The 25,398-nt window shown below is 52.0% G+C and carries 21 protein-coding genes; 13 read left to right on the forward strand and 8 right to left on the reverse strand.

Features of this window, described 5'->3' with window-relative positions; all coding sequences use genetic code 11:
• Positions 1-143: 143 nt before the first annotated feature.
• Positions 144-1,145 carry a LacI family DNA-binding transcriptional regulator gene (locus CJP46_RS28580; RefSeq protein WP_094599040.1) on the reverse strand — a complete coding sequence of 334 codons (1,002 nt, stop codon included), beginning with the start codon at positions 1,143-1,145 and terminating at the stop codon, positions 144-146.
• Positions 1,146-1,401: 256 nt separating this feature from the next.
• On the opposite strand from CJP46_RS28580, the gene CJP46_RS28585 reads away from it, so the two are divergent.
• From CJP46_RS28585 to CJP46_RS28600, 4 genes are all read left to right on the forward strand, one after another.
• Positions 1,402-2,385 (forward strand): bile acid:sodium symporter family protein, encoded by a 984-nt coding sequence (locus CJP46_RS28585; protein WP_094599041.1) that lies wholly within the window; start codon positions 1,402-1,404, stop codon positions 2,383-2,385.
• Between the two features lie 258 nt (positions 2,386-2,643).
• Complete coding sequence (locus tag CJP46_RS28590; RefSeq protein ID WP_373558051.1) at positions 2,644-3,597, forward strand: ABC transporter permease; 954 nt, start codon at positions 2,644-2,646, stop codon at positions 3,595-3,597.
• A gap of 111 nt (positions 3,598-3,708) precedes the next feature.
• The gene (locus tag CJP46_RS28595) at positions 3,709-4,590 is read left to right on the forward strand and encodes a carbohydrate ABC transporter permease (RefSeq protein ID WP_094599042.1); all 882 of its coding nucleotides are present in this window, start codon (positions 3,709-3,711) and stop codon (positions 4,588-4,590) included.
• A 38-nt stretch (positions 4,591-4,628) separates the two neighbouring features.
• Positions 4,629-6,143 (forward strand): extracellular solute-binding protein, encoded by a 1,515-nt coding sequence (locus CJP46_RS28600; protein WP_094599043.1) that lies wholly within the window; start codon positions 4,629-4,631, stop codon positions 6,141-6,143.
• A gap of 131 nt (positions 6,144-6,274) precedes the next feature.
• Here CJP46_RS28600 and CJP46_RS28605 read toward each other — a convergent pair whose 3' ends face one another.
• Positions 6,275-8,566, reverse strand: coding sequence for a helix-turn-helix domain-containing protein (locus CJP46_RS28605; RefSeq protein ID WP_094599044.1), 2,292 nt, complete (start codon positions 8,564-8,566; stop codon positions 6,275-6,277).
• Positions 8,567-8,683: 117 nt separating this feature from the next.
• On the opposite strand from CJP46_RS28605, the gene CJP46_RS36710 reads away from it, so the two are divergent.
• A complete protein-coding gene (locus tag CJP46_RS36710) occupies positions 8,684-8,821 on the forward strand; it encodes a hypothetical protein (protein WP_179281370.1) in 138 nt (45 codons plus the stop codon).
• Positions 8,822-8,899: 78 nt separating this feature from the next.
• Here CJP46_RS36710 and katA read toward each other — a convergent pair whose 3' ends face one another.
• Positions 8,900-10,360, reverse strand: coding sequence for a catalase KatA (gene katA / locus CJP46_RS28610; protein ID WP_094599045.1), 1,461 nt, complete (start codon positions 10,358-10,360; stop codon positions 8,900-8,902).
• A 171-nt stretch (positions 10,361-10,531) separates the two neighbouring features.
• Between katA and CJP46_RS28615 the strand changes: the two genes are divergently transcribed.
• Positions 10,532-11,077, forward strand: coding sequence for a sigma-70 family RNA polymerase sigma factor (locus tag CJP46_RS28615; protein ID WP_256992574.1), 546 nt, complete (start codon positions 10,532-10,534; stop codon positions 11,075-11,077).
• Positions 11,074-12,192: a DUF4179 domain-containing protein gene (locus tag CJP46_RS28620; protein ID WP_179281371.1), complete on the forward strand. Its 1,119-nt coding sequence runs from the start codon at positions 11,074-11,076 to the stop codon at positions 12,190-12,192. Before CJP46_RS28615 ends, CJP46_RS28620 begins: the two co-directional genes overlap by 4 nt.
• Before the next feature lie 73 nt (positions 12,193-12,265).
• Here CJP46_RS28620 and CJP46_RS28625 read toward each other — a convergent pair whose 3' ends face one another.
• From CJP46_RS28625 to CJP46_RS28640, 4 genes are all read right to left on the reverse strand, one after another.
• Entirely contained in the window at positions 12,266-13,354 is a 1,089-nt protein-coding gene (locus CJP46_RS28625; RefSeq protein ID WP_094599047.1) for a Gfo/Idh/MocA family protein, read from the reverse strand.
• 257 nt (positions 13,355-13,611) lie between these two features.
• Positions 13,612-15,255 (reverse strand): type 2 periplasmic-binding domain-containing protein, encoded by a 1,644-nt coding sequence (locus CJP46_RS28630; protein WP_256992575.1) that lies wholly within the window; start codon positions 15,253-15,255, stop codon positions 13,612-13,614.
• Between the two features lie 37 nt (positions 15,256-15,292).
• Positions 15,293-16,174: a carbohydrate ABC transporter permease gene (locus CJP46_RS28635; RefSeq protein WP_094599048.1), complete on the reverse strand. Its 882-nt coding sequence runs from the start codon at positions 16,172-16,174 to the stop codon at positions 15,293-15,295.
• A 31-nt stretch (positions 16,175-16,205) separates the two neighbouring features.
• Positions 16,206-17,180 carry an ABC transporter permease gene (locus CJP46_RS28640; protein WP_256992576.1) on the reverse strand — a complete coding sequence of 325 codons (975 nt, stop codon included), beginning with the start codon at positions 17,178-17,180 and terminating at the stop codon, positions 16,206-16,208.
• A 308-nt stretch (positions 17,181-17,488) separates the two neighbouring features.
• Between CJP46_RS28640 and CJP46_RS28645 the strand changes: the two genes are divergently transcribed.
• From CJP46_RS28645 to CJP46_RS28665, 5 genes are all read left to right on the forward strand, one after another.
• The gene (locus tag CJP46_RS28645; RefSeq protein WP_256992589.1) at positions 17,489-19,774 is read left to right on the forward strand and encodes a helix-turn-helix domain-containing protein; all 2,286 of its coding nucleotides are present in this window, start codon (positions 17,489-17,491) and stop codon (positions 19,772-19,774) included.
• A gap of 322 nt (positions 19,775-20,096) precedes the next feature.
• Positions 20,097-21,182 carry a GerAB/ArcD/ProY family transporter gene (locus tag CJP46_RS28650; RefSeq protein ID WP_256992577.1) on the forward strand — a complete coding sequence of 362 codons (1,086 nt, stop codon included), beginning with the start codon at positions 20,097-20,099 and terminating at the stop codon, positions 21,180-21,182.
• Positions 21,179-22,618, forward strand: coding sequence for a spore germination protein (locus tag CJP46_RS28655; protein ID WP_094599050.1), 1,440 nt, complete (start codon positions 21,179-21,181; stop codon positions 22,616-22,618). The genes CJP46_RS28650 and CJP46_RS28655 overlap by 4 nt, the downstream gene beginning before the upstream one ends.
• Before the next feature lie 8 nt (positions 22,619-22,626).
• Complete coding sequence (locus CJP46_RS28660; protein WP_094599051.1) at positions 22,627-23,763, forward strand: Ger(x)C family spore germination protein; 1,137 nt, start codon at positions 22,627-22,629, stop codon at positions 23,761-23,763.
• Positions 23,764-23,774: 11 nt separating this feature from the next.
• Positions 23,775-23,954 (forward strand): hypothetical protein, encoded by a 180-nt coding sequence (locus CJP46_RS28665; RefSeq protein WP_094599052.1) that lies wholly within the window; start codon positions 23,775-23,777, stop codon positions 23,952-23,954.
• Between the two features lie 24 nt (positions 23,955-23,978).
• Here the strand turns inward: CJP46_RS28665 and CJP46_RS28670 are convergent, their stop codons facing one another.
• A complete protein-coding gene (locus CJP46_RS28670) occupies positions 23,979-24,875 on the reverse strand; it encodes an SDR family NAD(P)-dependent oxidoreductase (RefSeq protein WP_094599053.1) in 897 nt (298 codons plus the stop codon).
• 148 nt (positions 24,876-25,023) lie between these two features.
• Here CJP46_RS28670 and CJP46_RS28675 point away from each other — a divergent pair, with 148 nt between their 5' ends.
• Positions 25,024-25,359, forward strand: a complete 336-nt coding sequence (locus CJP46_RS28675) for a winged helix-turn-helix transcriptional regulator (protein ID WP_094599054.1) — start codon at positions 25,024-25,026, stop codon at positions 25,357-25,359.
• Positions 25,360-25,398 lie beyond the last annotated feature (39 nt).

Genomic DNA, 25,398 nt, shown 5'->3' on the forward strand with positions numbered 1-25,398 from the left:
TACCCTTGATTCGCGCGAATCCGGACTAGAAATGTAACGCATTACATTTCAGCGGTTTAAAAAAACGGCTTGCTTGGTAACCGTTTCTTTAAGCGATATTGTAAGCGATTTCTAAGAGGAGCGCAACCCCCATTTTTCACCTGTTAGCTGGATTGCATAGCCGTCGACTCCCGAATGACGATTTCATGGGGCAGCAGGATCGTCTTGTTCTCGTCCGCTTCTCCGCGCAGGCTTTGAAGCAGCGCTTCCATGGCGGCACGGCCGAGATCATATTTAGGCTGTCTTACCGTCGTAATCGGCGGACGGCTCATCAGCGCTTCCACTGTATCGTCAAATCCGACGACAGCGACATCACCCGGCACCGATTTGCCCATCGATATGGCCCCGTTGACGCAGCCGATGGCTGTGGCGTCGCTGGAGCAGAAAATGGCGGTCGGATGCTCTGCGGTTTGGAGCCATTCGACGGCAAGATCAAACCCGTTTTGGTATTCGTAGTCACTCTCCCTGATCCACTCCTGGCGCACCGTGATCCCTGCCGTTTCCAGCGCTCGCCGGTACCCCTGCTCCCGGGCGGCGGAAGAGCTCTTGGCGCTTCCCCCTTTAACCATGGCAATTCTTCGATGACCCAGGGACAAGAGATGCGCTACCGCATCATAGGCTGCCTGCTCATTGTCGACCGAAACGCTGTAAGCGTTCTGCACCTGCTCGTACTCCGAGCACTGCACGATGCTGTAATCTTTGGCCAGCTGGTCCAACTCTTCGGCGCTTAAGGTGGAAGCCACGACGATGACGCCGTCGACGATTTTCTTCTTGAGCATTTGCAGCAGTTCCTCTTCCTTGTCATGGTTATCCTCGGAGGCGCAAACCAGCACCTGATATCCGTTCTGCTGAGCTATATCTTGTATGCCCTTATACACATCCGCCATGATTGGAAAGACAAGGCTCGGAGTCAGCACCATAACGCGGCGCGTTTCCGCTCTTCTTAGTTCCCTGCCGAGGGAATTGGGCTCATAATCCAACGCTTTGATCGTTTCCATCACTTTTTTGCGCGTCGATTCCTTGACAAGGGGGCTGTTGTTCAGCACTCTGGACACGGTCGCTACGGACACGCCGGCCGTCTTGGCCACGAACTGTATTGGTCTCATAAAATAGGCCGCTCCTTTACTCCGTACAATGAGTTTAACTTTTATTCTATCATAGACTCCAAGGCCGATTCCAATTTCTTGGATGGCTGAAGGCTCCATATTTTCATAGAGAACGCTGCCCTTGGCATGCCCTTCAGCAGCAAGTCGACGCCGAAATCCAACAGCCCGCATGAGCCCATCTGGCAGAATCAGCCTTTTTCAATGCTGCCATGCCATGTATAATGTATAAATACGAAAATATAAGGACGGACTGCTTATGCTGCAATCGCTGAATGCCCGACTCAACCGAATCATGCCTTTGATTACGCCGGTTAGTATCGTCATCGGCGTATTATGCGGAGGACTGCTTTCTCCGTATACGTTCATGTCTCCTTGGCTGTTTGCTTTCATGACGTTTGCCGGGAGCATCAGCTTGAGCTTTAAGGATTTTCTCAGCGTCATGAAAAGGCCGCTGCCGCTCGTGGCCTGCCTGCTGATTTTGCATGTCATCATGCCGCTGGTCGCCCTCGGCACGGGCAAGATTCTATTCCCGCTCGATGCTTATACGATAACCGGGTTTGTGCTTGCCGCTGCCATCCCGACGGGAGTCAGCAGCTTCGTTTGGGTAAGCCTGTACCGGGGCCACATCGCGCTGACCTTATCCATCATCCTGGTCGACACGCTGATTGCCCCTTTTGCCGTTCCGGGCATTCTGTCGCTGCTGATCGGAACGAGCGTTCATATGGACATCCTGCCGATGATCAGCAGCCTGTTCGGCATGATCGTGGTCCCTTCCCTGCTCGGCATGGCCTTGAACGAATGGAGCAAAGGCGCCGTCGTTCCGGTCTGGGGACCGCGCCTCAACCCGTTCTCCAAACTGGCCATGGCACTGGTCATCATGATCAACGGCTCCGTTGTCGCTCCCTACCTGTCCGACATCAGCCCCCGGCTGGTCGGCATGGCCGCGGTCATTGTCTTTTTGGCCGCGGCCGGGTACCTGCTGAGCTTCGCGATCTCCGCCCTGATGGGCTGGAGCGAGCCGGAGCAGGTCGCCCTCGTCTTCAACGGCGGGATGCGCAACATCAGCGCAGGCGCCGTCCTGGCCGTCGCCTATTTCCCCGCGCCCGTCGCCGTTCCTGTCGTTCTCGGCATGGTCTTCCAGCAAATGATGGCATCTCTGGTCGGCCTATTGCTCGGCCGGCGCACGCAGCTGCGAATACGGCGGGAGGAGTCGGGGAAAACACAAACCCGTGCCCTGTAAACATCCTAGCGGAGAAACACAACTGTCCTGTGCAGTCATTCGACTGTACGGGACTTTTTCGTTTTCGGAGCAAAATCGCAACCCGAGACAATGAGCGCAACGAATGACTATTCCTTGCAGATTCCCTCGATCACGGCATAAAACAGCAGATTAGAGCAACCAGGGACTATCGACGGAAATCTCTGCCTCCCTTTATGATTCAACTACAGTTCACGGTCCTAACCAGGCTGTCAGTTGATGCGAAAGGAAGGTAACAGGATGCAAAGAAGTTTGAACACTCGATGGTCCGTAACGCCCGCTCCAAGGTCGTCCAGGCTGAGGAGCAGACTGCTGCGGAATCGGTGGCTTTATTTCATGGTTCTCCCCGGCTTATTGTATTTTCTCATTTTCAAGTATTGGCCCATGTATGGAATCTTTATCGCATTTAAGGACTATCAGCCGTTCCTTGGATTTTGGGATAGTCCGTTTGTGGGATTCAAGCATTTCGAACGCCTTTTTAGCGATTCCAATTTTTTTCTGCTTTTCCGTAATACGCTTGTGCTCGCGCTGCTGAACATTTTGTTTTTTTTCCCGCTGCCGATCCTGGTGGCGCTGATGCTGAATGAGCTGAAGCATCACTTCATGAAGCGTGTCGTCCAAACTCTCGTTTACATTCCTCATTTCATGTCATGGGTGGTCGTTGTCGGTATAGCCTATATCTTTTTGACGACCGAGGGCGGCATTGTGAACGATTTGCTCGTGCACTTCGGAGGAGAGAAGATCAATTTCCTGGTGAGCAATGACTGGTTCAGGACGATTGTGACCGGAGAGGTCATATGGAAAGAGACAGGCTGGGGCACGATCATTTTCCTTGCGGCGCTGGCCGGCGTCGATCCGCAGCTGTACGAAGCGGCACGCATGGACGGCGCAAACCGGCTCCGCCAGCTGTGGCACATTACCCTGCCGGCGATTCGCAGCACCATTGTCATCCTGCTGATCCTTCGCCTCGGTAATTTTCTCGATACCGGCTTCGAGCAGATCTTTCTGATGCTGAACGCGATGAATCGCGAAGTCGGCGAGGTATTCGATACTTACGTCTACTCCGTCGGGATCAGTCAAGGACAATACAGCTTCAGTACAGCCGTAGGCCTGTTTAAATCGGTTATTGGTTTGGTTCTCGTCGTGGTCGCCAACTACCTGGCCAAAAAGTTCGGGGAAGAAGGAATTTATTAGATTGAATGAACTAAAGAAATGAATGTTATAGGCCGTATTGGGGCCGTTATTACAGGAAGTTCCATGCAAAACTTTAGTTCAATCTATATAGATAAGGAGGAATGAGACACCATGCCGCTTAAGCCAAGCTGGGGAAGCCGCATATTCGACAACGTTAACGTCGCGCTGCTGATTGCCTTTGCTTTACTGACCGTCGTCCCTTTTATTTATGTCATTGCCGGTTCATTCACTACGCAGAAGGAGCTGCTGATGCGCGGATTCATTTTATTTCCGACGGAGTTCTCTCTGGACGCGTATCGATACATTTTCTCCACACAAACCCTTGTCAGGAGCTTGCTTGTTACCATTTACATAACGGTGGCGGGCACGCTGATCAACATCTTGTTCACCTCCTTAATGGCCTATCCCCTGGCCCGAAAGGATATGGATTTCCGCAAGCCGATCCTGATGTTGGTCGTATTCACCATGCTGTTCGGCGGCGGAATGATCCCAACCTTTCTCGTGGTCAAACAGCTCGGGATGATCAACACTTACTGGTCACTGCTCATCCCTGGAGCCATCAGCGCCTTCAATTTGATCATTATGCGCAACTTCTTTCAACAACTGCCGGAGGGGCTGGAAGAGTCGGCCAAAATGGACGGCTGCAATGACCTCGGAATCTTTTTTCGCATCGTGCTTCCGTTATCCATGCCGGCCATCGCCACCTTTTCGCTGTTTTACGCGGTAGGCCACTGGAATACGTACTTTAACGCGATTCTGTACATCAATGACAATACCAAATGGCCGATTCAAGTCCTGTTAAGGCAGATCGTTATTTTGGCTTCGGGCGGTGTCGGGGATTCCACCGCGATGGACGCGGATTATGTGGCGCCGCCTGAGCAAGCGGTAAAAATGGCGGTCATCGTAGTATCTACACTGCCGATCCTTCTGGTATATCCATTTTTGCAGAAGCACTTCGCCAAAGGGGTACTGCTGGGCTCGGTTAAGGGTTGAGGATACAAATTCGCAATTTGAAAAGGGAGGATTATGACATGAGAAGAAAAAGACTAAAGGTACTATTCCAAACCGGAACGTTGATCACCGCATTAACACTCGTTGTAACGGCTTGCGGAGGGAAGGATCAAGGTGCTACCTCCGGCAACGGGGAGGCTGGCTCCAAACAAGGACCGCTTCAGCTCACGATGATGCTGCCGACTTACAGTGCGGAGCAAATGCCTGCAACCAGCTCTGTTCTCCAATCGCTTGAAGAAAAGACGAGCACCAAGCTGACCGTTTCCTGGGTGCCCTCCTCATCGTACACGGATAAGTTAAGCGCTACGGTCGCATCCGGCGAGCTTCCGAAAGTTTTTGTTGCGCTTGAGCCCAAAGCTTCCTTCATTGTGAATGCAGCCCGCTCCGGGATGTTCTGGGAGGTCGGCCCCTACCTGAAAGATTATCCGAACTTAAGCAAGATGTCGGATATCGTGCTGAAGAACGTATCGATCGACGGTAAAATTTACGGCTTGTACCGCGAACGTGATTTGGCCCGCTTTGGGTTGATGATCCGTCAGGATTGGTTAACCAACCTGGGCTTGCAGCCGCCGAAAAACATGGATGAACTGTATACCGTGCTGAAAGCGTTCGCAACGGGGGACCCCGATCAAAACGGCAAGCAGGATTCCATTGGCCTCGCTGTCGGCATGCAGGGCAACAATATCGCAGGTTTTAAAGACATCTTGGCCTATCTGGGTGGTCCCAATGAGTGGGAGGTAAAGGATGGCAAGCTGATCCCGGCACATATGACCGAAGCCTACATGGAAACGATGAAGTTCTACAAAAAATTGTATGATGAAAAAATCATCAACCAGGACTTTGCACTCGTGCAGGACGGCCGTGCCGTGATGTATAAGGGGAACGCCGGTCTGTGGATCGACAATATGCTGGACGGGAAAAACATCGAGGATAACATCAAAAAGGTTGACCCTAACGCGAAAATCAACTTAATCAATCGCATTGCCGGCCCTCAGGGCGAGCGGACCCGGGCGGGCTCCGGCTACCTGGGCATGTACATGATTCCGAAAACGAACGTAAAGACGGAGGATGAACTCAAGCAGATCCTCGCTTATTTTGACAGAGTGTCCGATAAGGATATTCAGAACCTGATGAAGTACGGCATGGAAGGCAAGCACTACACGATCGAGAACGGCAGTTACAAGCCGAACGAGGACCCGAAAGTCAAAGCGGAAATTACGGACGGCAGCCAGTTTATGATTTTGCAGGACCAAGTCGTGAACTACGGAACCGAGCTGGAGAAACTGAGCTCCAAGCTATTCCAGGATAATGTGAAGATTGCTATAGCGAATCCTGCCGCAGCGTTCATCTCTAATACGGAAATCGAAAAAGGCAAGGAGCTTTCGAAGATCATTCAGGACGCCACCGTGAAGTTCATCATGGGCGCGGCTACCGAGGACGACTGGAAGAAAGCAGTGGATCAATGGCTGCAGGGGGGCGGAAGCAAAATCATTGAAGAGTTCAACGCCCAATATGCGGAGTCAGCCAAGCAATAAGTATTTCTCCTTTAAAGGAACTGTTAACCGTGCGGTAAGAATTTGTTAAGAGATCTACATGATAAAGCTCCCGACCCGTTACGCGGACCTGGCATCTGCTAACGGATGGGAGCTTATTTTTCCGTCAAAACTTACTTCGGGCCGTTCACCATTCCCCGGTATCTCTCACGATATTGACCGGGCGTCATCCCCTCCGCTTTTCTAAAAGAGCGAATAAAGTTGGCGGAATTGTTATACTGCAGACGCTCGGCGATTTCAACAATCTTCATATCGGACTCCTTTAACCATTTCTTGGCCATATCCATTCGGTATTGCGTTAAATACTCCCCGAAATTGGCTCCCGTCTCCTGGCGGAATACGCGGCTCACATAGTGAGGGTGATAGTTGATCCTGGAGGCGCACTTCTCGAGCGTCAGGTCCGAGTCGAATTCCCGAACAATGATGTCCAAGACGGCATCGGATATGTGCTTGAATTGGGAATCGCGGCGGTTGCCCAATTCCTGGACATAATATTGGACGAACATGGAGCGGAACCAATCCTCCATCTCCTTGACATTCCGGAGCTTAAACAAAGATTGGATCAAGGATGCCTCATCCTCGGCAACCCGGTCCATCGGGATCGACAATTCCTGTCCGAATTTAAGAAAGTCCACCAGCAGCCGCAGTAATGACAGCTGATAGTCCTGGTGCTGTGCCTGGGATGGAAACAATTCCCCGATAAATTGCTTCAATTCCTGTTCCGATTGCTCCAGATTTCCTGCCCGAATCGCATCGAACAAAGCCTGCTCCCTCTCGTGCGGGAACACAAACAACCGGCTCTTTTGCGGCTGCACGTCCTGGGTGAACAGAATCGATTCCTGCCCAAGCCCCACACTGTACTTCAATGAGGTGACAGCCTCGTGCATGGCCTGCCGGGTTTCGGCGAATGCGCTGAATGGGCGGCTGATGCCTATACTGACTTTGATCTCCAAATACTGATAGATGATCTTTTGGATGTCGGCCGAAATGGCAAAGACCTCTTCCTTAAAATCGACGCCTTCCTTCGATGAACCTATCACGGTCACTTGGAAATCCGAGGTGACCACCGGTACGAGCCGCTGCTCCGCAGGAATGAGCTCTCCTACCATATTGCTGATGGCGAACATGAGCAAATCCCGGTTATGCTCATCGTACCTCGTATCCATTAGAGTATCGATCTGAACGGCAAGCACGCACATGGAAGGCCAAGGCCGATCCAGCCCGTACAAGCCTAATTTCTCCTCAAAATCCCCTTCATGCAGTGACCCGTTCAACAGTTTCTGCATAAAAAACTCTTTGAGCTGCGACTGCTGCCCCTTGAGCTCCTCCATAATCAGGGATTGATTCCTGATTAGATAATCAACCCGTTCCCCAATGACCTGCAGCTCGCCGCTGGGCCTTTCCTCATCCGCCGCAGAATGAATGTTGTTGAGGACCGAGTAGATGGACCGAATGGGGCTGTACATCCTTTTCGAACCAAACCATGCGAGGATCAGAGTCACGAACAACATCGATATACATACGAGAAGCGTGATCCAACCGATGACTTTATTTTGTTCGTTGATTTGTGCATTGGAAGCGACGGAGACATAAGTCCAGCCGTTGTAAGCGGACTTGCGATACGTGACGGTCACGATTTCTCCATCCTGCTTGGCGGTATATTGGCCCAAGGCATTCTCCGTACCCAGAAGCGGACCTAAGTATGGCTGTTCCGACATGCTGCGGCCCAGCAGCGTGCGATCCTGATGATCCACGACCCGATCATTGGCATCCAAAATAAAGGTGCTGCCGAGCTTCCCGTTCTGTTTCGGATCAAGCTCCTTCATCACATTGGGCGAAAGCACAACGCAAATGATCCCTTTTGGACTGACGGCGTTAAAGGGATACTTCTTCACAAAATAGATGGATTGAAAGGAATTCGGAAGATCAGGAGGTCCACTCGACCAAAAAGAGCCTCCTTTCATCCGGGAAAAGGACTCCAGCTGTGCCTTGAAATCTGGGGAGCTGTACTCATTAACTCCGGCACTTGATACCATCCAGTCCTTGCTCAGGCTGAATAAAAAAATGTCTTTAATGCCGAGCTCGTACGTCTGGATCGTCGATATCCCTTTATACAGTTCATGAACCATTTGAAAATCGTGATTGGAGATGTTGGTATCGAAGGCTGCCATAGCCGTCGGGGACTGCAGAAACTGCGTTGCCGAGTTGTCAATCGTTCGCAGCGTCTGCTCAACACGCATCTGCACCTGCTGCAGCAGCTGTTTATTTCCTTCGTTTACTTTCTCTTGTACGGTCCGGGAAGAATTATAATAGGCGAAGGTGCCTAACAGAATGACCGGAATGGTACCGATGAATATGGAAAATACCAGCAGCTTCCGCAAATAGGACGGGGATCGAAATCGCATATTGCCTCCAAATTGTTGCTTTGCGAACATTTACCCTAATTTTACATGAAAACGCTTTATAGGGCCACGGCTCCTCAAATAAAAAAGCTCACCCTTGAAGATCCGGGTGAGCTTCTAATGAAAGTTCATGAAGCGTTACTTGAACTTGATTTTGGTTTTGATTTTGCTCCCGCAGCCGCAAATGATCGTATGCTTCAAATTTTTGATCGGCTGGTGGCACATGGGACATACACTTTTCTGAGACAACATGCCTGATCACCCTTCCTTTCATTTGTTTGCACGCCTCGATCCATGCGGCTGCCGTATTTTCGGTGCAAAACCGCTGCTGCCTCTTTACGCTTGGACGGTTAAGCCCAATCCTTCGGCAACGCGGGTTCCGTAATCCGGATCCGCTTTGTAGAAATGGGATATCTGGCGCTGTTTAATTTCTTCCAGTTCCACCGGCTTCATCGCTTCCACGATGGTTTGGATGAGGCGGGCCTTCTCTTCTTCGCTCATCAAGCGGTACAGGTCCCCGGCTTGCGCATAGTGATCGTCATGATCGTAAGACGTTTGCGCCGCAGAACCGTAAACCTCGAACGGAGTGATCCGGGCATGCGGATCTTCCTTCGGTCCGTTGTAACTGTTAGGTTCGTAATAGACCGATCCTCCGCCGTTCGTACCCGGGTTCATAAATCCGTCGCGCTGATAGTTGTTGACCGGCACTTTCGGACGGTTGATCGGCAGATGGTTGTGATTCGCTCCTACGCGGTAACGGTGCGCATCGGCATAAGCGAACAGGCGGCCCTGCAGCATTTTGTCCGGAGACGGTTCAACGCCGGGAACCAGGTTGCCCGGGGAGAACGTGGCCTGCTCCACTTCGGCGAAATAGTTTTCCGGATTCCGGTCGAGTACCATTTTGCCAACCTCGATTAGCGGATAATCCTTCTGGGACCACGTCTTCGTAACGTCAAACGGATCGAACCGGTACGTATTCGCATCGTCCAAAGGCATAATCTGGACATACAACGTCCAGGAAGGATAGTCTCCTGCCTCTATCGCCTGCTGCAAATCCTGAATATGGTAGTCGGGATTTTCGCCGGCCAGCTTTGCCGCCAGGTCAGGATCCAGGTTTTTCACGCCCTGGTCTGTCTTAAAGTGATATTTGACCCACACGCCTTCTCCCTGCTCATTAACCCATTTGAATGTATGGCTGCCGAAACCGTGCATATGCCGCAGCGTCGCCGGTATGCCGCGGTCTCCCATCAGATAGGTTACTTGGTGCAGCGACTCAGGAGATAAGGACCAGAAATCCCATACAGCGTTCGGATTTTTCAGGTGCGTTCTCGGATCGCGCTTTTGGGTATGGATAAAGTCCGGGAATTTGATCGCGTCGCGGATAAAAAATATAGGCGTGTTATTACCGACGATATCGTAATTGCCTTCCTCAGTGTAGAACTTCACGGCAAATCCGCGCGGATCGCGAACGGTATCTGCGGATCCCAGCTCTCCCGCAACGGTCGAGAACCGGATAAAGAGGTCGGTCCGCTTGCCAGCGTCATGGAACAGCTTCGCTCTGGTATATTTAGACATGTCGTTGGTTACTTCGAAATAACCGTGCGCTCCGGCACCTTTCGCATGAACGACGCGCTCCGGCACTCTCTCGCGATTAAAGTGGGCTAATTTCTCCAACAGGTGAACATCTTGAATCAAGGTAGGACCGCGATGTCCGGCCGTAATGGAATTCTGGTTGTCCCCGACCGGGGCTCCCCAGCTTGTTGTCAGTTTATTGGAATCGGAATGATTTGAACTCATTAGCTCTCCACCTTCTTCGTAAAATGATAATCAAAAACCTCATAAACAAATGATAACACTTATCAATTTAAAGTCAATATTTATTTAGAATAATTATAAATAAGATTTTTAAAACCGTTTGGGTCATTGGTCCGTCTGTACCACAGAGACAAAGAAAGGAGGGCTGCCTGCTTGGGCTCTCACGCAGAAATGAAAAAGGTTAGCATTGGACAAGCCGAAAAAGAAACCGATGTTTATGACGCCATTATGGAGCACAGAGAGACACTTCTGAACATCGCTTACAGCTATTTGCGCAATCGCCACGATGCCTTGGAGGCGCTGCAGGAAATGACGTGTAGGGCATGGGTCAAACGGTCGACGCTGAAAGACGACAGGGCGCTTAAGGCTTGGCTCATCCGCATTCTCATTTATGTCTGCATCGATGAGCAGCGGCGCCGGAAGCGGGCCGTTCCTACGACAGACGAGCAGCTTGAGGGGATTAGCCAGCCTCATGATGCATTCCTTGCGTTCAACCACGACAAGGTCGCCATGGGTCCCCTGCTGGAAAAAGTGAAGCCGAAATACCGCCATGTGCTGATCCTGAAATACTACAACGACCTGACGCTCGCGGAAATCGCCGCGGTTCTCGGCAATCCGGAAGGCACGGTCAAAACGTGGCAGCATAAGGGGCTTGGCCAGCTCCGCAAATTGATGAAGAATCGGAGGGAATGGGAATGAACACAAGCCCTGAAGAACAAGCCATGCTTGCCGATGCGGCGCAGCTCCGGCGGGAACGGATGCAAATCGGCGCCTCGGAAGCTTCTGAGGCGATACGGCGCGGGTTCGCGAGTAGATCGGCTTCACGAAAGCGTCGTTTCCTGCCCTATGCCGTCGCGGCAGTGGCTCTTGCAGTGCTGCTGGGAGCCGGATGGTGGCAGGGCGGCCCGATCGGCGGGCTGCCTGCCCTGCATACGGCGAAGGATTTGGACTGGGGTGTGCTGGCGAAATATGAGCCCCTATCCGGCGTGGACCATGCAACACTGGAATCCGCAGTGCGCAACGATTACATCCAACTCGTCAACAAGTCGGTTTCCTCCGGTCCTTACCGAATTACCCTCGATGCCGTCACGGCAGACGAGAACAAGATGCTGCTGCTTTACACGGCCACGGCAGAGTCTGGCCATGAAATCAAAGCGGTGAACAGTGTCAAATTGACCGATTTGAATTCAGGCAGGCCTCTGAATGCTGAGCTGCAGATCAGCAACGGAGACGTACACAGCTTCTCCGCTCTGAGCACGGTGATGCTTGACCGCAGCCAGCCTTTTCCGAGCCGCATCGAGGTCGATTTTCAGGTGACCTCCGTAAATCCCGGGAAGCTGGGCGACCCGAAAACCGGGGCGGCCGCTGCGGACTTCCTTTATTCCGACCGTATGAAAATTAACGTTGATTTAGAACCAAAATTTGAACAGACGCAGACCGTTGTTATGCAGCCCGACCGGTCCATAAGCATCGACGGCCGTAAGGTTGTTCTCTCCAAAATGGAAGTATCTCCGCTGATGACCCGCGCTACCTTCACGGTCGATCCCGGCAGCAGAACGGATCTTGAGACCAGGCGATCCATCCGGGACAAGTTCCGTTACATGAACATCGTCTCCACCAATTGGAATGGAAGGGTTGTGCAGCTGAGTCCGGTAGCCGGGAACGGGACCGACGTGGGCTTTCAGCAAATATTCAGCAGCAGCATGCTCGACAAGCCCCGCTCGCTTGTGCTGAAAATGTACCTTGAGTCGGATGACCCGGGTGCCCCTAAACCGCTCGAGGAGCTCCCCGTCGTTGAAATGAAAATCAGATAACCAAAAAGAACCGCGATCCTCTCGCGGTTCTTTTTGGTTATCTGCTAAATGATCCGAGCTCGGGCATCGCCATCTACTCATCGCCTGACCAAACCTGACGTGAAGAAACGACGGTTTCTCCAGACTGAATCGCCTGCTGCATGAGCATCCCCAAATAATGATCCTGCGAAGCATCGGAGAGACTGTAGAAACTGGGCCCGCCAGCAGCGTAGGCAGCCATTTGCTGCAGGCAGCAGGCGATGGCGATTTCATCGTCGTACAGCCTTGCAGGGACAAACGGATTGTCGTACACCCACCGTTCTCCTGCCATGATCCCCTGCAGAAAGTACCCTTCCTGATTCTCGAGCTCTCCCTTATTAATACGCTTGAAGTTCAAATGAAGCGGCGTACGGAAATCCTTTAGTACCGTCAGCCGGTCATCGAATATCTCGCCCCGCACGCCTCGAACCGACAGGTGGTTCGAACGGATCCAGGAACGGTGCTGGTCCGCGGTGAAATCGTAGATCCCGAGCTTTCCGCCGAAATCCAGCCAGGCCAAATCACGCCGGGACGTCACGATCTGTTCTTCCGACGGCGGTCCGCTGCGGGTAGGTCCTGCCACCCAGTCGGATTCAAACCGCATTGCACGAACGCGGACGTCTTCGAATCCAATACCGAGCATCTTCCGAAGCAGGCCGACTCCGTGGTAAAAGTGTGAAATCGATACGGTTGCTTGGGTTACGTTCCCGAGCAACCCTTCCCGAATCACCGCCATTCTAGCTTGGTTCATCGGATGGAACGGATACTGCTCGGCGACCTGCACCCGCGCACCGCGGCGTGTCAGCTGGTCATGCAGCATGATCAGCCCGTCCAAGTCAGGTGCAGGAGGCGTTTCCGCCAATGCGGGAATTCCGTGATCCGCCAGCTGAAGCAAATACTCCGCACAAGCCGATGCGCTGACCGACACGACCATGAAATCCGGTTGCGGGCCGGCCAACAGCTGTTCAAGCGTCCTGTATGTGGCCACCTGCCACTGGCGCTCCATCGCCTGGCCTTTGTCTGCGTCCCGAACCACCATTCCCGTGACCCGGAATTCCTTTGGAAGCGCTTGCGCAATTCTCAAAAAATATTGGGCCCGAAAGCCACCGCCACCGATGATGCCGAAAGTTGCAGGCCTTCCCATAACTACACCTCCTTTTTATTGTAAGCAGCCCGAAGGCCACAGTACCATGAACGATAACACCATGGACGATTCGCGGATCTCGTCCGCATTCCTTCTTGGATAATACTACCATAGCACCGACCCTGATCATTGACAATCCGCTGATACGTCAAAAGAAAGAGCCGGCCGCTGGCCGGTTCTTTCTCGATGAAGATGGAACTATTTTCTCCTGTACCTGTCATCGTTGTTCCCGGGAGCATTCCGAGCATAATGATGATTTATTCCGCCTCATACCGTTCGTATGCCGCCTGATACACCGACATGTACTGATCCAGTCCCATTTTGTTCAGGTTGTTCACATACCCGTCCCACTGATCGAAAGACGCGGAGCCGTTAATGAATTTCGCTTCCATTTCCGCCGTATAGTCCTCGATGTCCTTTCCGATGGAAGACATGACTTCCGTCTCCTCCGGTGTATAGTTGAAGTTATACAGAATGTTCTTCACCGCGTATGGTTTGGCTTTTTCAGCCGCGGCCATGGAATTCGGGAGCGTCTCCGATCCTTTGAAATACTTCTCTGTCACGAAGCCCGGATAGCTTCCACCCAGCCAGGTGAAGTATTTGGCCAATGCCTGGTCCTGCGTCAGCCCGTCCGGATTGTTCGTTATTTCATCCACGTATTTCAAATTGCCGCTCGCGTCACTGGTATACGTCTCCCCTTCCTTGCCCATGAAATACAGCTTGGCGCCTTCATCGCTGTAGAAGTAATCCATCCAGCGGATCGTGGCTTCCGGGTATGCATCTTTATTTGTAATGGCAAACGCGCCGACATGCACCATCGGAACTTTGACATGGGCATACAGCTGGTCGCCGTGCGGCCCCTTCAGCGCCCCGAGTCCCACGAATTCCTTACGTCCCATCACCGTTTCAGGGTTCGGCACTACCGTCGAGCCGAGCAGACCGGCTTGACCTTTGGCGTTCAAGGCGCTGCCCTCGATCGTAAATATTTCGGGATCGATCAAACCCTCCTTGTAGAGCTTGCTTATAAACTGCAGCACTTCTTTGTACTGCGGCAGTGTTTTGATAAAGCGAAGCTTGCCTGTATCCGGGTCCACATCCACCAGTTTATGTCCCAGGCCGCTGGTGCCGAGCCCCCAAGCCCCCTTCATGTGGTCGATCAGGACCGTGATGCCGCCCGCACTGAACGGAATCTCGTCATGCTTGCCGTTCCCGTTCAGGTCCGTTGTTTTAACCGCCTGCAGGTACTTGTAAAATTCCTCGGTCGTCTTCGGCTCCTCCATCCCCAGCTTCTTCAGCCAATCCTGGTTGATCCACAGCGGCGTGCCGATCAGCATGGAGAGAAGGTCCGGATCGTAGAAGGACGGAAGCGAATAAATATTGCCGTCCGGCATCGTCAGCCCTTTGCGGATGTCCGGATATTTCTCCATCAGCTTCTTGAAGTTGGGCGCGTATTTGTCGATCAGGTCATTTAACGGGATGAAGACGCCCTGCTGCCCATACCGGGCGAGCTCGGCCGATCCGACGCGTGCTGAGTAGAAGACGTCCGGATAGTCGCCCCCCGCCAGCGCCAAGTTCCTTTTCTCGGTCAGCGTTTCAAACGGCACCAGATTGAACTTCACCTGGATATTCGACATTTGGCAGTACGTTTTCCAAATCAGCGTATCTTCAAATTTGCTGCCGTTGGTCGGCGACTTGCCTGTGAAAAACGTCAGCTCAATGGGTTCCTTCACGATGGGCATGCCCGTTTCATTCAGATTCGCCTGCTTATCGGTCTTGTTCTCCGCTTCGCCTTCCGATGCGCTGCCGCTGCATCCGCCAAGCAAGCCCGCGGCCATCACGAGCGTCAGCGTGAGCGGTCCCCATTTGCCCCGCATCTTATGAAGCAGTCTTTGTTTTCCCATACTCCATCTCCTCCGTTAACGTTAGATTGGACCCTGATCAGCCTTTAATCGCACCGACCATGACGCCTTTGACGAAATACTTTTGCAGAAAAGGGTAAAGAATGAGCATCGGCAGATTCGTGACAATAACCGCCGCATATTTGATCGCCTCCGCATCCATCAGGCTGCGGGCCAGCGTGTCATCGCTGATATCGACCATCTCCTGCATCTGGTTCTGTACCAGGATCTCGCGCAGAAACAGCTGCATCGGATACAAATCCCGGTCCGACAAATAAAGCAGCGCGCTGAAGTAAGCATTCCAATGTCCCACCGCGTAGAACAGCACCATGACTGCCAATACGGGTCCCGACAGGGGCAGCACGACTTTGAGCAGAATTTTAATATTGGAGCATCCATCCATAAAAGCCGCTTCTTGAATTTCTTTGGGTATGGAGGACTGAAAAAACGTACGCATGATCAGAATGTTCCATACCGAGACGGCGGACGGGATAATCATGGCCCAGAACGTATTGAGCAGTCCAAGGCTTTTGATCAGCAGGTACGTCGGAATCATGCCGCCGCCGAAAAACATCGTAAACACGATCAGGAACGTAAAGACGTGCCTGCCTTTGAAATCCGCGCGGGACAGCGGATAAGCCCCGGCAACGGTCATCATCACATTGAGCGCGGTTCCCGCAACCGTATACATGACCGTGTTCATAAATCCCCGGAGCAGCTCCTTGTTCCCGAACAGCCGTTCATAGCCAACGAGCGAGAACCCTTTGGGCCACAGCCACACCTCTCCCCGAATGACCGACCCGGGATTGCTGACCGATGCGATCAGCACGAAGAACAGCGGATACAGAACAATCAGGGTGACGACCCCTAAAAGAATATAGATGCCTATTCCCGTGATCCGCTCGGACCTGGTTTCCAGCATGGATGCGCCTCCTTCTGTTGTCTAGTCAAGATTACCATAGGCTGCTGCCGCCCATTTTGCGCGCGATCCGGTTTACGGTCAGGAGCAGGACGAAATTGACGACGGCGTTGAACAGACCCACGGCCGCGGAATAGCTGTACTGCGCCCCCAAAATGCCGCTGCGGTATACGTTGGTGGCAATGACGTCCGACGCTTCCATATTGAGCGAATTTTGCATCAGGAACACCTTCTCGAAACCTACACCCAAAATCGATCCGATGTTCAGAATGAGCAGAACGACGATCGTCGGTGCAATGCCTGGTAAATTGATATGCCAAATCCGCTTGAGCCTGCCTGCACCGTCCACCTTGGCGGCTTCATGAAGCTGCGGGTCAATCCCGGACAAGGCAGCCAAATAAATGATCGAGCTCCATCCCATGCTCTGCCACACGCCTGACCAGACATAGATGCTCTTGAACCATGACGGTTCGGTCAGAAAAGAAACCGGCTGTCCGCCAAGCCATACGATGACCGCATTGACGAGCCCGCTGACCGGAGACAGGAACATCATCAGCATGCCGACTACGACCACGGTCGATAAAAAATGCGGGGCATAGGTCACCGTCTGGACGAATCGCCGGAATTTGGATGAACGCACCTCATGAAGCAGAAGCGCCAGCACGATCGGAATGGGAAAACCCGCGATCAATTCATACACCCCGATGCCGAGCGTGTTCCACAGGATACGCGCAAAATAAAAGCTGTCAAAAAAGCGTTCGACATGCTTGAGTCCGACCCAAGGGCTCCCCGTGATGCCCTTTGAAGCGATATAATCCTTGAATGCGATCTGCACGCCGTACATGGGGATATAGTGGAAAACTATAAAGTAACCCAGAACCGGTGCAATCAAGAGATACAGCTGCCAATTCCGGAGCCATGCTGCCGCCCGGCTGCCCACTCGTCCGTTTTTTTTATAAGTGCTTCTGCCCTTGCCGGGCATGTTGTTCACTGCCGTTTGGCTATCCATACCGAATTTCCCTCCCCCTCGATCTTCTGTGCAAGGTTTATGCCCCATGCTGGCCGCCGCCTGACACGAATGCATCATGACACAGCATTGCCGAGCGCCGCTATGGACAATTTTCAAGATGCTTACCCATCTCTCAACTCTTCGAACTTGCAGGCTGGAAATCATGAATAATCAAACTAAATCATAAAATTTGCATATACAATTTTTACGTTCCCTTAACATCCGCGTCCAATCGACTTAATAGTGAGCGGTTACATTAAGGGGATAGGCATCCATGCCAAAATGGTTTGAAGGGAGCTTAAGCGGTGATGATTAGCTGGATCAAGGAACGCAGACGCTCACTGTTCGTTCAGATCTTCATTAGTTTTCTTGCGCTGATCCTGCTGTTTGGCGGGGTCTATACGGCCATTTACCATATGTTTAAAGGAACGCTTCAGGAAGAAATCATCCAATCAAACCAAAACGATCTGCACGATGCGGCGGTCCGCTTCACCAATCAGCTTCAGCGTCTGCAGGTTCTGCTGTATGATCTTTACAACCAGGAGGACCTGATCGGTTTTAACAGCCAGCTTCACAGCGCCGAGAGCCAAAATGTCGATTATCTCAAAGCGCGCAGCGTGATTCTTCAAATGAGAAGGGATGTTTACAACCCTCTGTTTTACCTGGAAGATGTCATTATCTATTTTGACGGAAAAGACTTTGCCCTCAGCAAATCCGGAAGCAGCAGCGCTTCCTACTTGTTCAGCCATCTGTATGCCAGCTCCGCGTATCCGCACCCGTTCTGGCGGCCTGCTTCCGAGCAGACTGATCCGCAGACGTTCCGGCTGCTTCCCGCGTCGCAGTTCCACGTCAATGTCACGGTACCGGATGCCAAACAGCTGCTGCCTTATGTGTATCAGCCGCGGGCCGGACGATATCAGGTGATTGCACTGATTGATATTGAGAAAGCGGCCAATTCGTTCTTCGGCAACGCCCAGAACCGCACGGTGGGGATTATGGATCCGGAAGGAAACCTGCTGTATAAGCATGGGGAAATCAACGTGGATGTGCTGCCTGAATTCAAGCCGGGGCAGCTGCAAATACTCTCGGACGATATCTATTATTTCAAAACATCGTCGGACCATGGGCTGACCTATATCACCGCAGTCCCCTACACGCATGTCTCCTCACAGTTCAGCCGGGTGACGGGGACCGTCCTGGTCATTTTCATGCTGACACTTGCCGTTTCTGTAGCCGTTTCCATCATCCTCAGCCGCAAGCTGCACACTCCCGTCAAGCGCATGCTGTCCGCCATGCTGGACAATAAGCCTTTTGATTCGGCCCCTGCACCATTGCGGAAGGGCGCGGTGGAGTATGATCTGATCGCGGCAAGGATTAACGAGCTGCAGCGGGACAAAGACGAGATCCGGGCCAAGCTGCATCAGCAGCGGTCCGTGCTGACCAGCTATTCCTATATCAGCCGCCTCAAAAACATCAACACGGATATCAACGAATGGAAGGACTTCCTGACGGCGGACGAGCGCTATGTCGTGGTGCTGTATCACATCCGGTTCCGCTTGTCTCATGCGGTAGATCTGCCGGTGCACGCCGATGCGGCCGTACGGCACCTGCTTGACCATATTCACATCCTGACGACCGGGCAGTTCGAAGGCTCCCATACGTTCCAGCTTGAGAAGAATGAAATCATATCCATTATAAAAGGTGCATCCTCGACTTCGACTCATACCTTCCTGGAGGAGATCCGCAGCATATTGGAGGCGGAGAAGGACCAGATTCTGGTCAGCATCGCCGTCAGCGGCGATATCCATCAAGTATCGGAGTTCAGCCGGGCTTATCATGAACTGAGGACGTGGACGGCCCAGGCCAAAATGGTCGAAGAAGCCCAGCTGATTACCGGCAGCCGTTCCCTTCCCGCCTCCGTTTCGCTAAGTCCGGCTCAGGAGCGGGAATTCACCGCCTCCCTGCAATCGGGCCAGGAAACCCGCTGCTTGCAGTTGATCGATCAAGCGCTGGATTTCATGCTGCGCAAGGAAGCCGGCATCGGCCAATTCCGCTTCTTCGCCGATTCCATCGCCTCGCGGGTGATCTACTTCGTGGAAGCCGCCCAGGTGGATCCATCTACGCTTCAATCGCTGAAGCAGTGGACCCGCCGGCTGCAGGACTGCCAGTGCGTCATGGATTACCGCCAAGTCTTCCGGCAGCTGCTTGAAGCAGCCTGCTCCCTGCTGCGTTCCAAGTGGGATGCGCGGGAAGAGCCTCTGATCTCCAGGCTTCTGAAGGTGATGCAGACCCAATACGCCGAGGAATTATCCCTGGATTATCTATCGGCCAAATTTAATCTGACGAGCACCTATTTATCCGCTTATATCAAAGACAAGACCGGCTTGAATTTCAGCGACCATCTGCAGGGTATCCGGATGGAAAAGGCACGCGAGCTGCTCGCCTGCACCAGCCTGACCGTCAATGAAATCAGCCAGCAGGTCGGTTACCTCAATATCACCTCATTCAACCGGACCTTTAAAAAGGTGACCGGCATCACGCCGGGTACCTACCGCAAAAGGCATTGGCTTCAGAACACCAGCCAAAGCGGTTAGCGAACCTGGCTGCGGAGCCCAACTCTTAGCGGAGGTTCGCCCAACCACAAAAACAGCCAATTGCCCGTATGTAACGGGCAATTGGCTGTTTTTTGCTTGAAGCTATATCTCGAACAACATACATCCCATGATCAGGTTCGCCGCCATGCTCAACAATTCCAGGATACATAACATCGCAAGATCCGCCTTAGGATAAATTCGCTAATCATATCCTAAGGCAAAGCGGTCGCAGTGTCACGTCATAAACAAGGCACTCCGTATAATTCTTCTAAAATATCCCACTATAAGAAGGAAAGATTGCCAAGCGAGGAGGATGAGGATCATGAAACCCCAAATTTCGTTCGTTCAATCGGTCATGATCTTGATGCTCAGTACGGGGCTGCTGAACCATGTCATCATCATTCCAGTTCTGCTGGATGCGGCCGATCGGGACGCCTGGATGTCTGTAATTCTTGCTGCGGCATGCTCGCTGGCGTGGATTGTCATCCTGCACTTTGGAATTAGCAACATCGGCAAGCGTCCGGTATTCGAGATCATCTCGAAAGCTTACCACCCTATCGTAGGGCGCCTGCTGGCCGGAGCGGCAGCGATCTACCTCTTCGCGATATGTACCATCACGACCCGGGACACCGTCTACTGGATCCACCAGACCTTTTCCCCTGAAACGCCGATTCTGGTGTTTGCCTTGATCTTTCTTTTCATTTCGGTGGTCAACGCGTACCTTGGTATCCAATCGATCGCCAATACGTCCAGCGTCCTGCTGCCCATTGTCGTCCTGCTCGGCTTTTTCGTCATGTTTTCGAACACTCCGCATAAAGATTATTCCTTGCTTAAACCGCTTCTCGCCCATGGCATGCAGCCCGTCTGGAGCGGCGTGATCTATGTGGGAGCCGGCTTCGCGGAAGTGATCATGCTGTTCTTCATGCATCATCACATCAAAACCCGCCTGTCGTATCTATCCTTTATGATCATCATACTTCTGCTGGCGGGTCTCACTATGGGGCCGCTTATCGGTGCCATCACGGAATTCGGGACAGACGAAGCGGCCAAGCTGAGGTTTCCGGCTTACGAAGAATGGAGGCTGCTGACGATCGGCCGCTACATCGAGCATCTGGACTTTTTTAGCGTGTACCAATGGTTCAGCGGTGCGTTCATCCGGATATCGCTCTCCATGTTTCTCATTCTGGATGCATTCCGGATTCACAGTAAAAAGGGGAAATTCTGGATGCTGGGCTGCCTTTACGCGGTCATCATCTTCCTCTCGACCATGCCGATCAGCGATCAGGTATTTATGAAAATAATGGCAAACTATTTGCTCCCGTTAACATTGTGGGGAGTACTGGCATTTTCGGTGATTATGGCTGGGCTGATCCTGTTGGCCCGGCGAAGGGGGAAAGCAGCGTCATGATGAAAAAAAGCAGCCGGAACGGCACAGCAATCGATGCCTTGGTCTCCAGGCTATTTGATTCGAGCGCGGATATTAAGAACGTGACCCTACCCCTTTCCAACACAGATTACAGCGTTCAGCTGCTGTACTGCCAAGGGTTGTGCGACGTCAACAAAGTGGAGCAGGATATTATCCCTGAACTGAAGGGCATCCCTGAAGATATTTTTCAATCGGACCAAATGAAACTGCAGCAGAAGGTACCGTTTCATATGATCTCCCTGCCTGAAAAAGGCTTGGAAGAAGCTATCAAGAATACCGTGCTGAACGGAGATCTTCTGCTCCTATTCAAACCTACGTATCAGGTTTACTCGGTGACGGTGTCCGATCCGCCCTTACGGCAGCCGGAGGAGCCTAGTACGGAAGTATCGACCCGCGGACCGCGGGACGGATTTGTCGAAGATGCATACACCAATCTGGCCTTGATTCGAAGAAGGCTCAAAACTGAGCTGCTGGCGGTCGAAGCGTTCACGATCGGATCCGAAACGTCAACCGAGGTATTTCTGATGTACCATAAGGGTGAAATTGAGAAGAAGGTGCTCGATGAAATCCGTTCCAGGCTTGCGCACGTACGTACCAAGGGCCTAATCAGCAACACGCAGTTGGAAGAAACATTGACGAGTTTTTCGTTTTTTCCGCTGCTGTCCTATACGGGCCGGCCGGACTACGCGGTCAATGCGCTGCTTCATGGCAAATTCGTACTGGTGATGGACGGTTCACCGACGGTGGTCTTTGCCCCCGTGACCTTTAATCTTCTGCTTAACACGTCGGAAGACGCCCATTATGTCAATGTCTTCGTAGCCTTCACCAGGTTGCTAAGGATAAGCGGGGTCCTGCTGTCGCTTTTTTTGCCGGGCTTTTGGACGGCGATTACGACATACCACCAAGATCAGATCCCCTTCACCCTGCTGGCGACCATCGTCAACTCCAGGCAAGGCGTGCCGCTCCCGGCCCCACTGGAGGCCGTGGTGAGCCTGCTGCTCTTCGAGATTTTCAGGGAGGCAGGGATGAGATTGCCTTCATCCTTCGGACAGACCCTGTCGGTCGTCGGCGGGTTGATTATTGGCCAGGCGGCCATCAGCGCCGGGATTGCGGCGCCGGGGACCATCGTCGTTACGGCGATATCGGTCGTCTCCACCTTTACGCTGGTGAATCAATCCTTAGTTACGGTAGTAAGCTTGCTAAGAATGGTGATTCTGCTGATCAGCGGGTTTCTGGGGCTGTTCGGCACGCTGTCGAGTCTGATGGCGCTCGTACTGTTCCTGGTCAATCTCCGATCCTTCGGCACCCCTTATTTGGCCCCACTATCTCCGCCGCAATTTAAGGAATGGTTTAAGGTCCTTTTCCGCATGCCTTGGGGCAAGGGAAAATTCACCGACCATTCCGGAAACAAAGGATGAGCTAAGGCATGAAAACGATCCGCTGCATCGCTGTTGTCATCCTGATCTCCGCGCTGCTGACCGGCTGCTGGGGAACCAGGGAAATCGAGCATAACATCTATGTAAATACACTAGGCGTAGATTATGTCAAAAATAAAGTCGTCGTGTACATCCAAATGGTCAATTTCGGCGGCATCGCGAAAAAAGAATCGGGACAATCCCAACAGCAGAAAACCTATGTTGGGAAAGCTGAAGGCGATGCGTTCGACACTGCGGTATTCAATCTGTACGAATCGAGTCCGCAGCGAATTATTTGGAGCAACGTAAAAACAGTTGTCTTTACCGAAAATGCATTAAAGCACGGACTGATCGATCAGGTTTTTGACGTATGGGACCGGTATTACGAGTTTCGTTATACCGTGTGGGCGATGGCCACCAGGGAACCCTTGGAGCGGCTGCTCAATGCGACGTCAATCAGCGAGCTGTCCGCAGTATACTCGCAGCTGAACAGCCCGATGCGGTCTTATGAACAAAGCTCCATTATCGCCCCGCTGTATATGTACAAATTCATTTGGAAATGGAAAGAAAAAGGTGAAACGGTTCATCTGCCTTACCTGGTAACCGTATCGGGTTGGACCGACAACCAGAAGCCGTCCCCGAACATCAGTATGGCCGGCGTATGCTTCCTGGATCAACAGAAGTTCCGGAGCTGCCTTCCGACCCAAGACATTTTGGGACTCCGCTGGACGGAGAAAAAAACAATAAGAACCCCCCTGATCATCAAGGGAGAAAAGAAAATCCAAGCGGTCATGGTCATGAACAACATCAAATCGTCGATCCGGCCGCGTATCGTCAACGGGAAACCTGTCTTCGATATCAAGGTTTCCATGCAGGCAACGCTTCCGCAGCTGAGCACAAGCCTCCATCGGCAACAGCTTGAGCTGCAGGCTGCCCAAGAAGTCAAAAACCAGATCATGGACACGTATGTAAAGGGGTTAGAGCGGGACATCGACGCGTATGGCCTGTCGGCAAAGCTGTACCACAGCATGCCCAAGCAATGGCAGGAACTCAGCACCAAAGGGCAATTAAAGCTGGATCGGGGCAGCATTGGCATCATTACCGTCAAAGTCAATCTGATCAGCGGCGGGATCTCCAAAATGAGATGAAATGATACAGCATGACTCCCGTTGACCCAAGGGGTATTTCTCGCGGATGGATTGACGCTGAGTGGCTGCCGGAAGAAGAAATGCTGGATTCCGTCGCGCACGAGATTGCGCTATCCGATCTCCCGGATGCGTTCGCTCAAATTCTTCAGGGCCGCATGCGGGGCCGGGCCGTTGTCGACCTCTCCAGGTAGGGGCGGTCTGACGTTCTTATGTCCCTACACATCTTTCCCGTGCGTTTGATCCGTTGATCCGACAAATATGCCGTTTTGGGCGCGGTTCATGATATCCAACGTCATGTGAACCAGTTTGCCTGATTGATCCATGTCTGCGATAACTTTAGCCCTGTTTAATTTACGGTATTGTTTGTAGGCTGTTAACGATTCTTCAGGCGGCTGGTCGATTAAATGAAGAATAGGCTCGACCGCTTTCTCAACGGGCTGTCCGATAATTCCATACATGAACTTGACCATTCGCTGCACGAATCGATGATCGAATGCTTCTGTAGCACCTTTGGTTTGCACGGCTCCAGGATTGTACAAAACATATTTAATATTCGTATCCCCCTCGTTGTGAGCAAATGCTGCCCCGAGCAGGTTGTTGAGCCGGCTTCCATGCATAATCGCTTTGATCGTATTGAACGTCTTTTGTGTTGTTAACTGCAAATCGTCCCAGTGAATATCCCCTTTAACGCCGGGAGCACAGATGTTAATAATGAGGGGAGCAGCACTCTTGATTAATAAATTCCTGAATTTTAAGCCTAATACAAATCGGCTCATATAATAGAGTGCAAAATGGGCTTCAATTCCCTCTTTCGTCTCTAGGTATACTTTGCTGAATTTTTGAGATTGGGCACTAAAAATGAGCACATCGATCCGGCTCACTCTTTGGCTCACTTCTTCTGCGATACGAATATTTTCCGAAACGAGGCTTAAATCGGCTGAAAGGAACGAAAACCGTTCTTCAGCATCTAGTTTTATCGCTTCGTTCCGCAAATCCTCGCCTTTCTTCGTACTGCGGCCAATGACCAGAACACGTTCTCCATTCAATAAGCTGCGTAAAGCCAACTGCCTTCCCAGACCATCCGTTCCACCTGTAATTACAATCGTTCGCATGATTGCCTGTACCTCCCATGTTCCATTTCCTGTTTATTTCAGTTCGAAGTATAATGGAATGAACGATTCCGTTGAAGAAGGCACTTCTTTTATATCTAGTTTGTTTGAGTGAATCTACTTTCATAATGTAACTGTATGGAGGGTGTCCATGTATACGGATGAAGAAAAAAAGGAATGTTTGGTTTCCATGGGGGAAGCCATGCAGATCCTGGGAGTCAAATGGTCGTTCTGGGTCATCGGCGAGCTTGCAAACGCCCCTTTGAGATTCAATGAACTTCGGAGAAACCTGAAAGGCATCAGTACCAAATCGTTATCAGACGTACTACGCCGTTTAGAACAGGCACGAATCGTCCATCGCGAGGTATTTCCAACCGTGCCCGTCACCGTCGAGTACTCTTTAACCGACAAGGGAACGGATTTCCTGCGTGTATACTCAGCGATGCATGATTGGGGAGAAAAATGGACAGGACCGGATCATTACTAAATCGTCGTTGTTGTATGAACTGCAAAGGTACAAGCCCTA

This window comes from Paenibacillus sp. XY044, assembly GCF_002257645.1.
GTDB lineage: Bacteria > Bacillota > Bacilli > Paenibacillales > Paenibacillaceae > Paenibacillus_AQ.

What these genes read in the sequence shown, in the direction of transcription:
- CJP46_RS28580 (WP_094599040.1), bottom strand. Translation starts at nt 1,145, where the DNA reads ATGAGACCAATACAGTTCGTGGCCAAGACGGCCGGCGTGTCCGTAGCG.
- CJP46_RS28585 (WP_094599041.1), top strand. Translation starts at nt 1,402, where the DNA reads ATGCTGCAATCGCTGAATGCCCGACTCAACCGAATCATGCCTTTGATT.
- CJP46_RS28590 (WP_373558051.1), top strand. Translation starts at nt 2,644, where the DNA reads ATGCAAAGAAGTTTGAACACTCGATGGTCCGTAACGCCCGCTCCAAGG.
- CJP46_RS28595 (WP_094599042.1), top strand. Translation starts at nt 3,709, where the DNA reads ATGCCGCTTAAGCCAAGCTGGGGAAGCCGCATATTCGACAACGTTAAC.
- CJP46_RS28600 (WP_094599043.1), top strand. Translation starts at nt 4,629, where the DNA reads ATGAGAAGAAAAAGACTAAAGGTACTATTCCAAACCGGAACGTTGATC.
- CJP46_RS28605 (WP_094599044.1), bottom strand. Translation starts at nt 8,566, where the DNA reads ATGCGATTTCGATCCCCGTCCTATTTGCGGAAGCTGCTGGTATTTTCC.
- CJP46_RS36710 (WP_179281370.1), top strand. Translation starts at nt 8,684, where the DNA reads ATGAAAGTTCATGAAGCGTTACTTGAACTTGATTTTGGTTTTGATTTT.
- katA (WP_094599045.1), bottom strand. Translation starts at nt 10,360, where the DNA reads ATGAGTTCAAATCATTCCGATTCCAATAAACTGACAACAAGCTGGGGA.
- CJP46_RS28620 (WP_179281371.1), top strand. Translation starts at nt 11,074, where the DNA reads ATGAACACAAGCCCTGAAGAACAAGCCATGCTTGCCGATGCGGCGCAG.
- CJP46_RS28625 (WP_094599047.1), bottom strand. Translation starts at nt 13,354, where the DNA reads ATGGGAAGGCCTGCAACTTTCGGCATCATCGGTGGCGGTGGCTTTCGG.
- CJP46_RS28630 (WP_256992575.1), bottom strand. Translation starts at nt 15,255, where the DNA reads ATGGGAAAACAAAGACTGCTTCATAAGATGCGGGGCAAATGGGGACCG.
- CJP46_RS28635 (WP_094599048.1), bottom strand. Translation starts at nt 16,174, where the DNA reads ATGCTGGAAACCAGGTCCGAGCGGATCACGGGAATAGGCATCTATATT.
- CJP46_RS28640 (WP_256992576.1), bottom strand. Translation starts at nt 17,180, where the DNA reads ATGGATAGCCAAACGGCAGTGAACAACATGCCCGGCAAGGGCAGAAGC.
- CJP46_RS28645 (WP_256992589.1), top strand. Translation starts at nt 17,489, where the DNA reads ATGATTAGCTGGATCAAGGAACGCAGACGCTCACTGTTCGTTCAGATC.
- CJP46_RS28650 (WP_256992577.1), top strand. Translation starts at nt 20,097, where the DNA reads ATGAAACCCCAAATTTCGTTCGTTCAATCGGTCATGATCTTGATGCTC.
- CJP46_RS28655 (WP_094599050.1), top strand. Translation starts at nt 21,179, where the DNA reads ATGATGAAAAAAAGCAGCCGGAACGGCACAGCAATCGATGCCTTGGTC.
- CJP46_RS28660 (WP_094599051.1), top strand. Translation starts at nt 22,627, where the DNA reads ATGAAAACGATCCGCTGCATCGCTGTTGTCATCCTGATCTCCGCGCTG.
- CJP46_RS28665 (WP_094599052.1), top strand. Translation starts at nt 23,775, where the DNA reads ATGACTCCCGTTGACCCAAGGGGTATTTCTCGCGGATGGATTGACGCT.
- CJP46_RS28670 (WP_094599053.1), bottom strand. Translation starts at nt 24,875, where the DNA reads ATGCGAACGATTGTAATTACAGGTGGAACGGATGGTCTGGGAAGGCAG.
- CJP46_RS28675 (WP_094599054.1), top strand. Translation starts at nt 25,024, where the DNA reads ATGTATACGGATGAAGAAAAAAAGGAATGTTTGGTTTCCATGGGGGAA.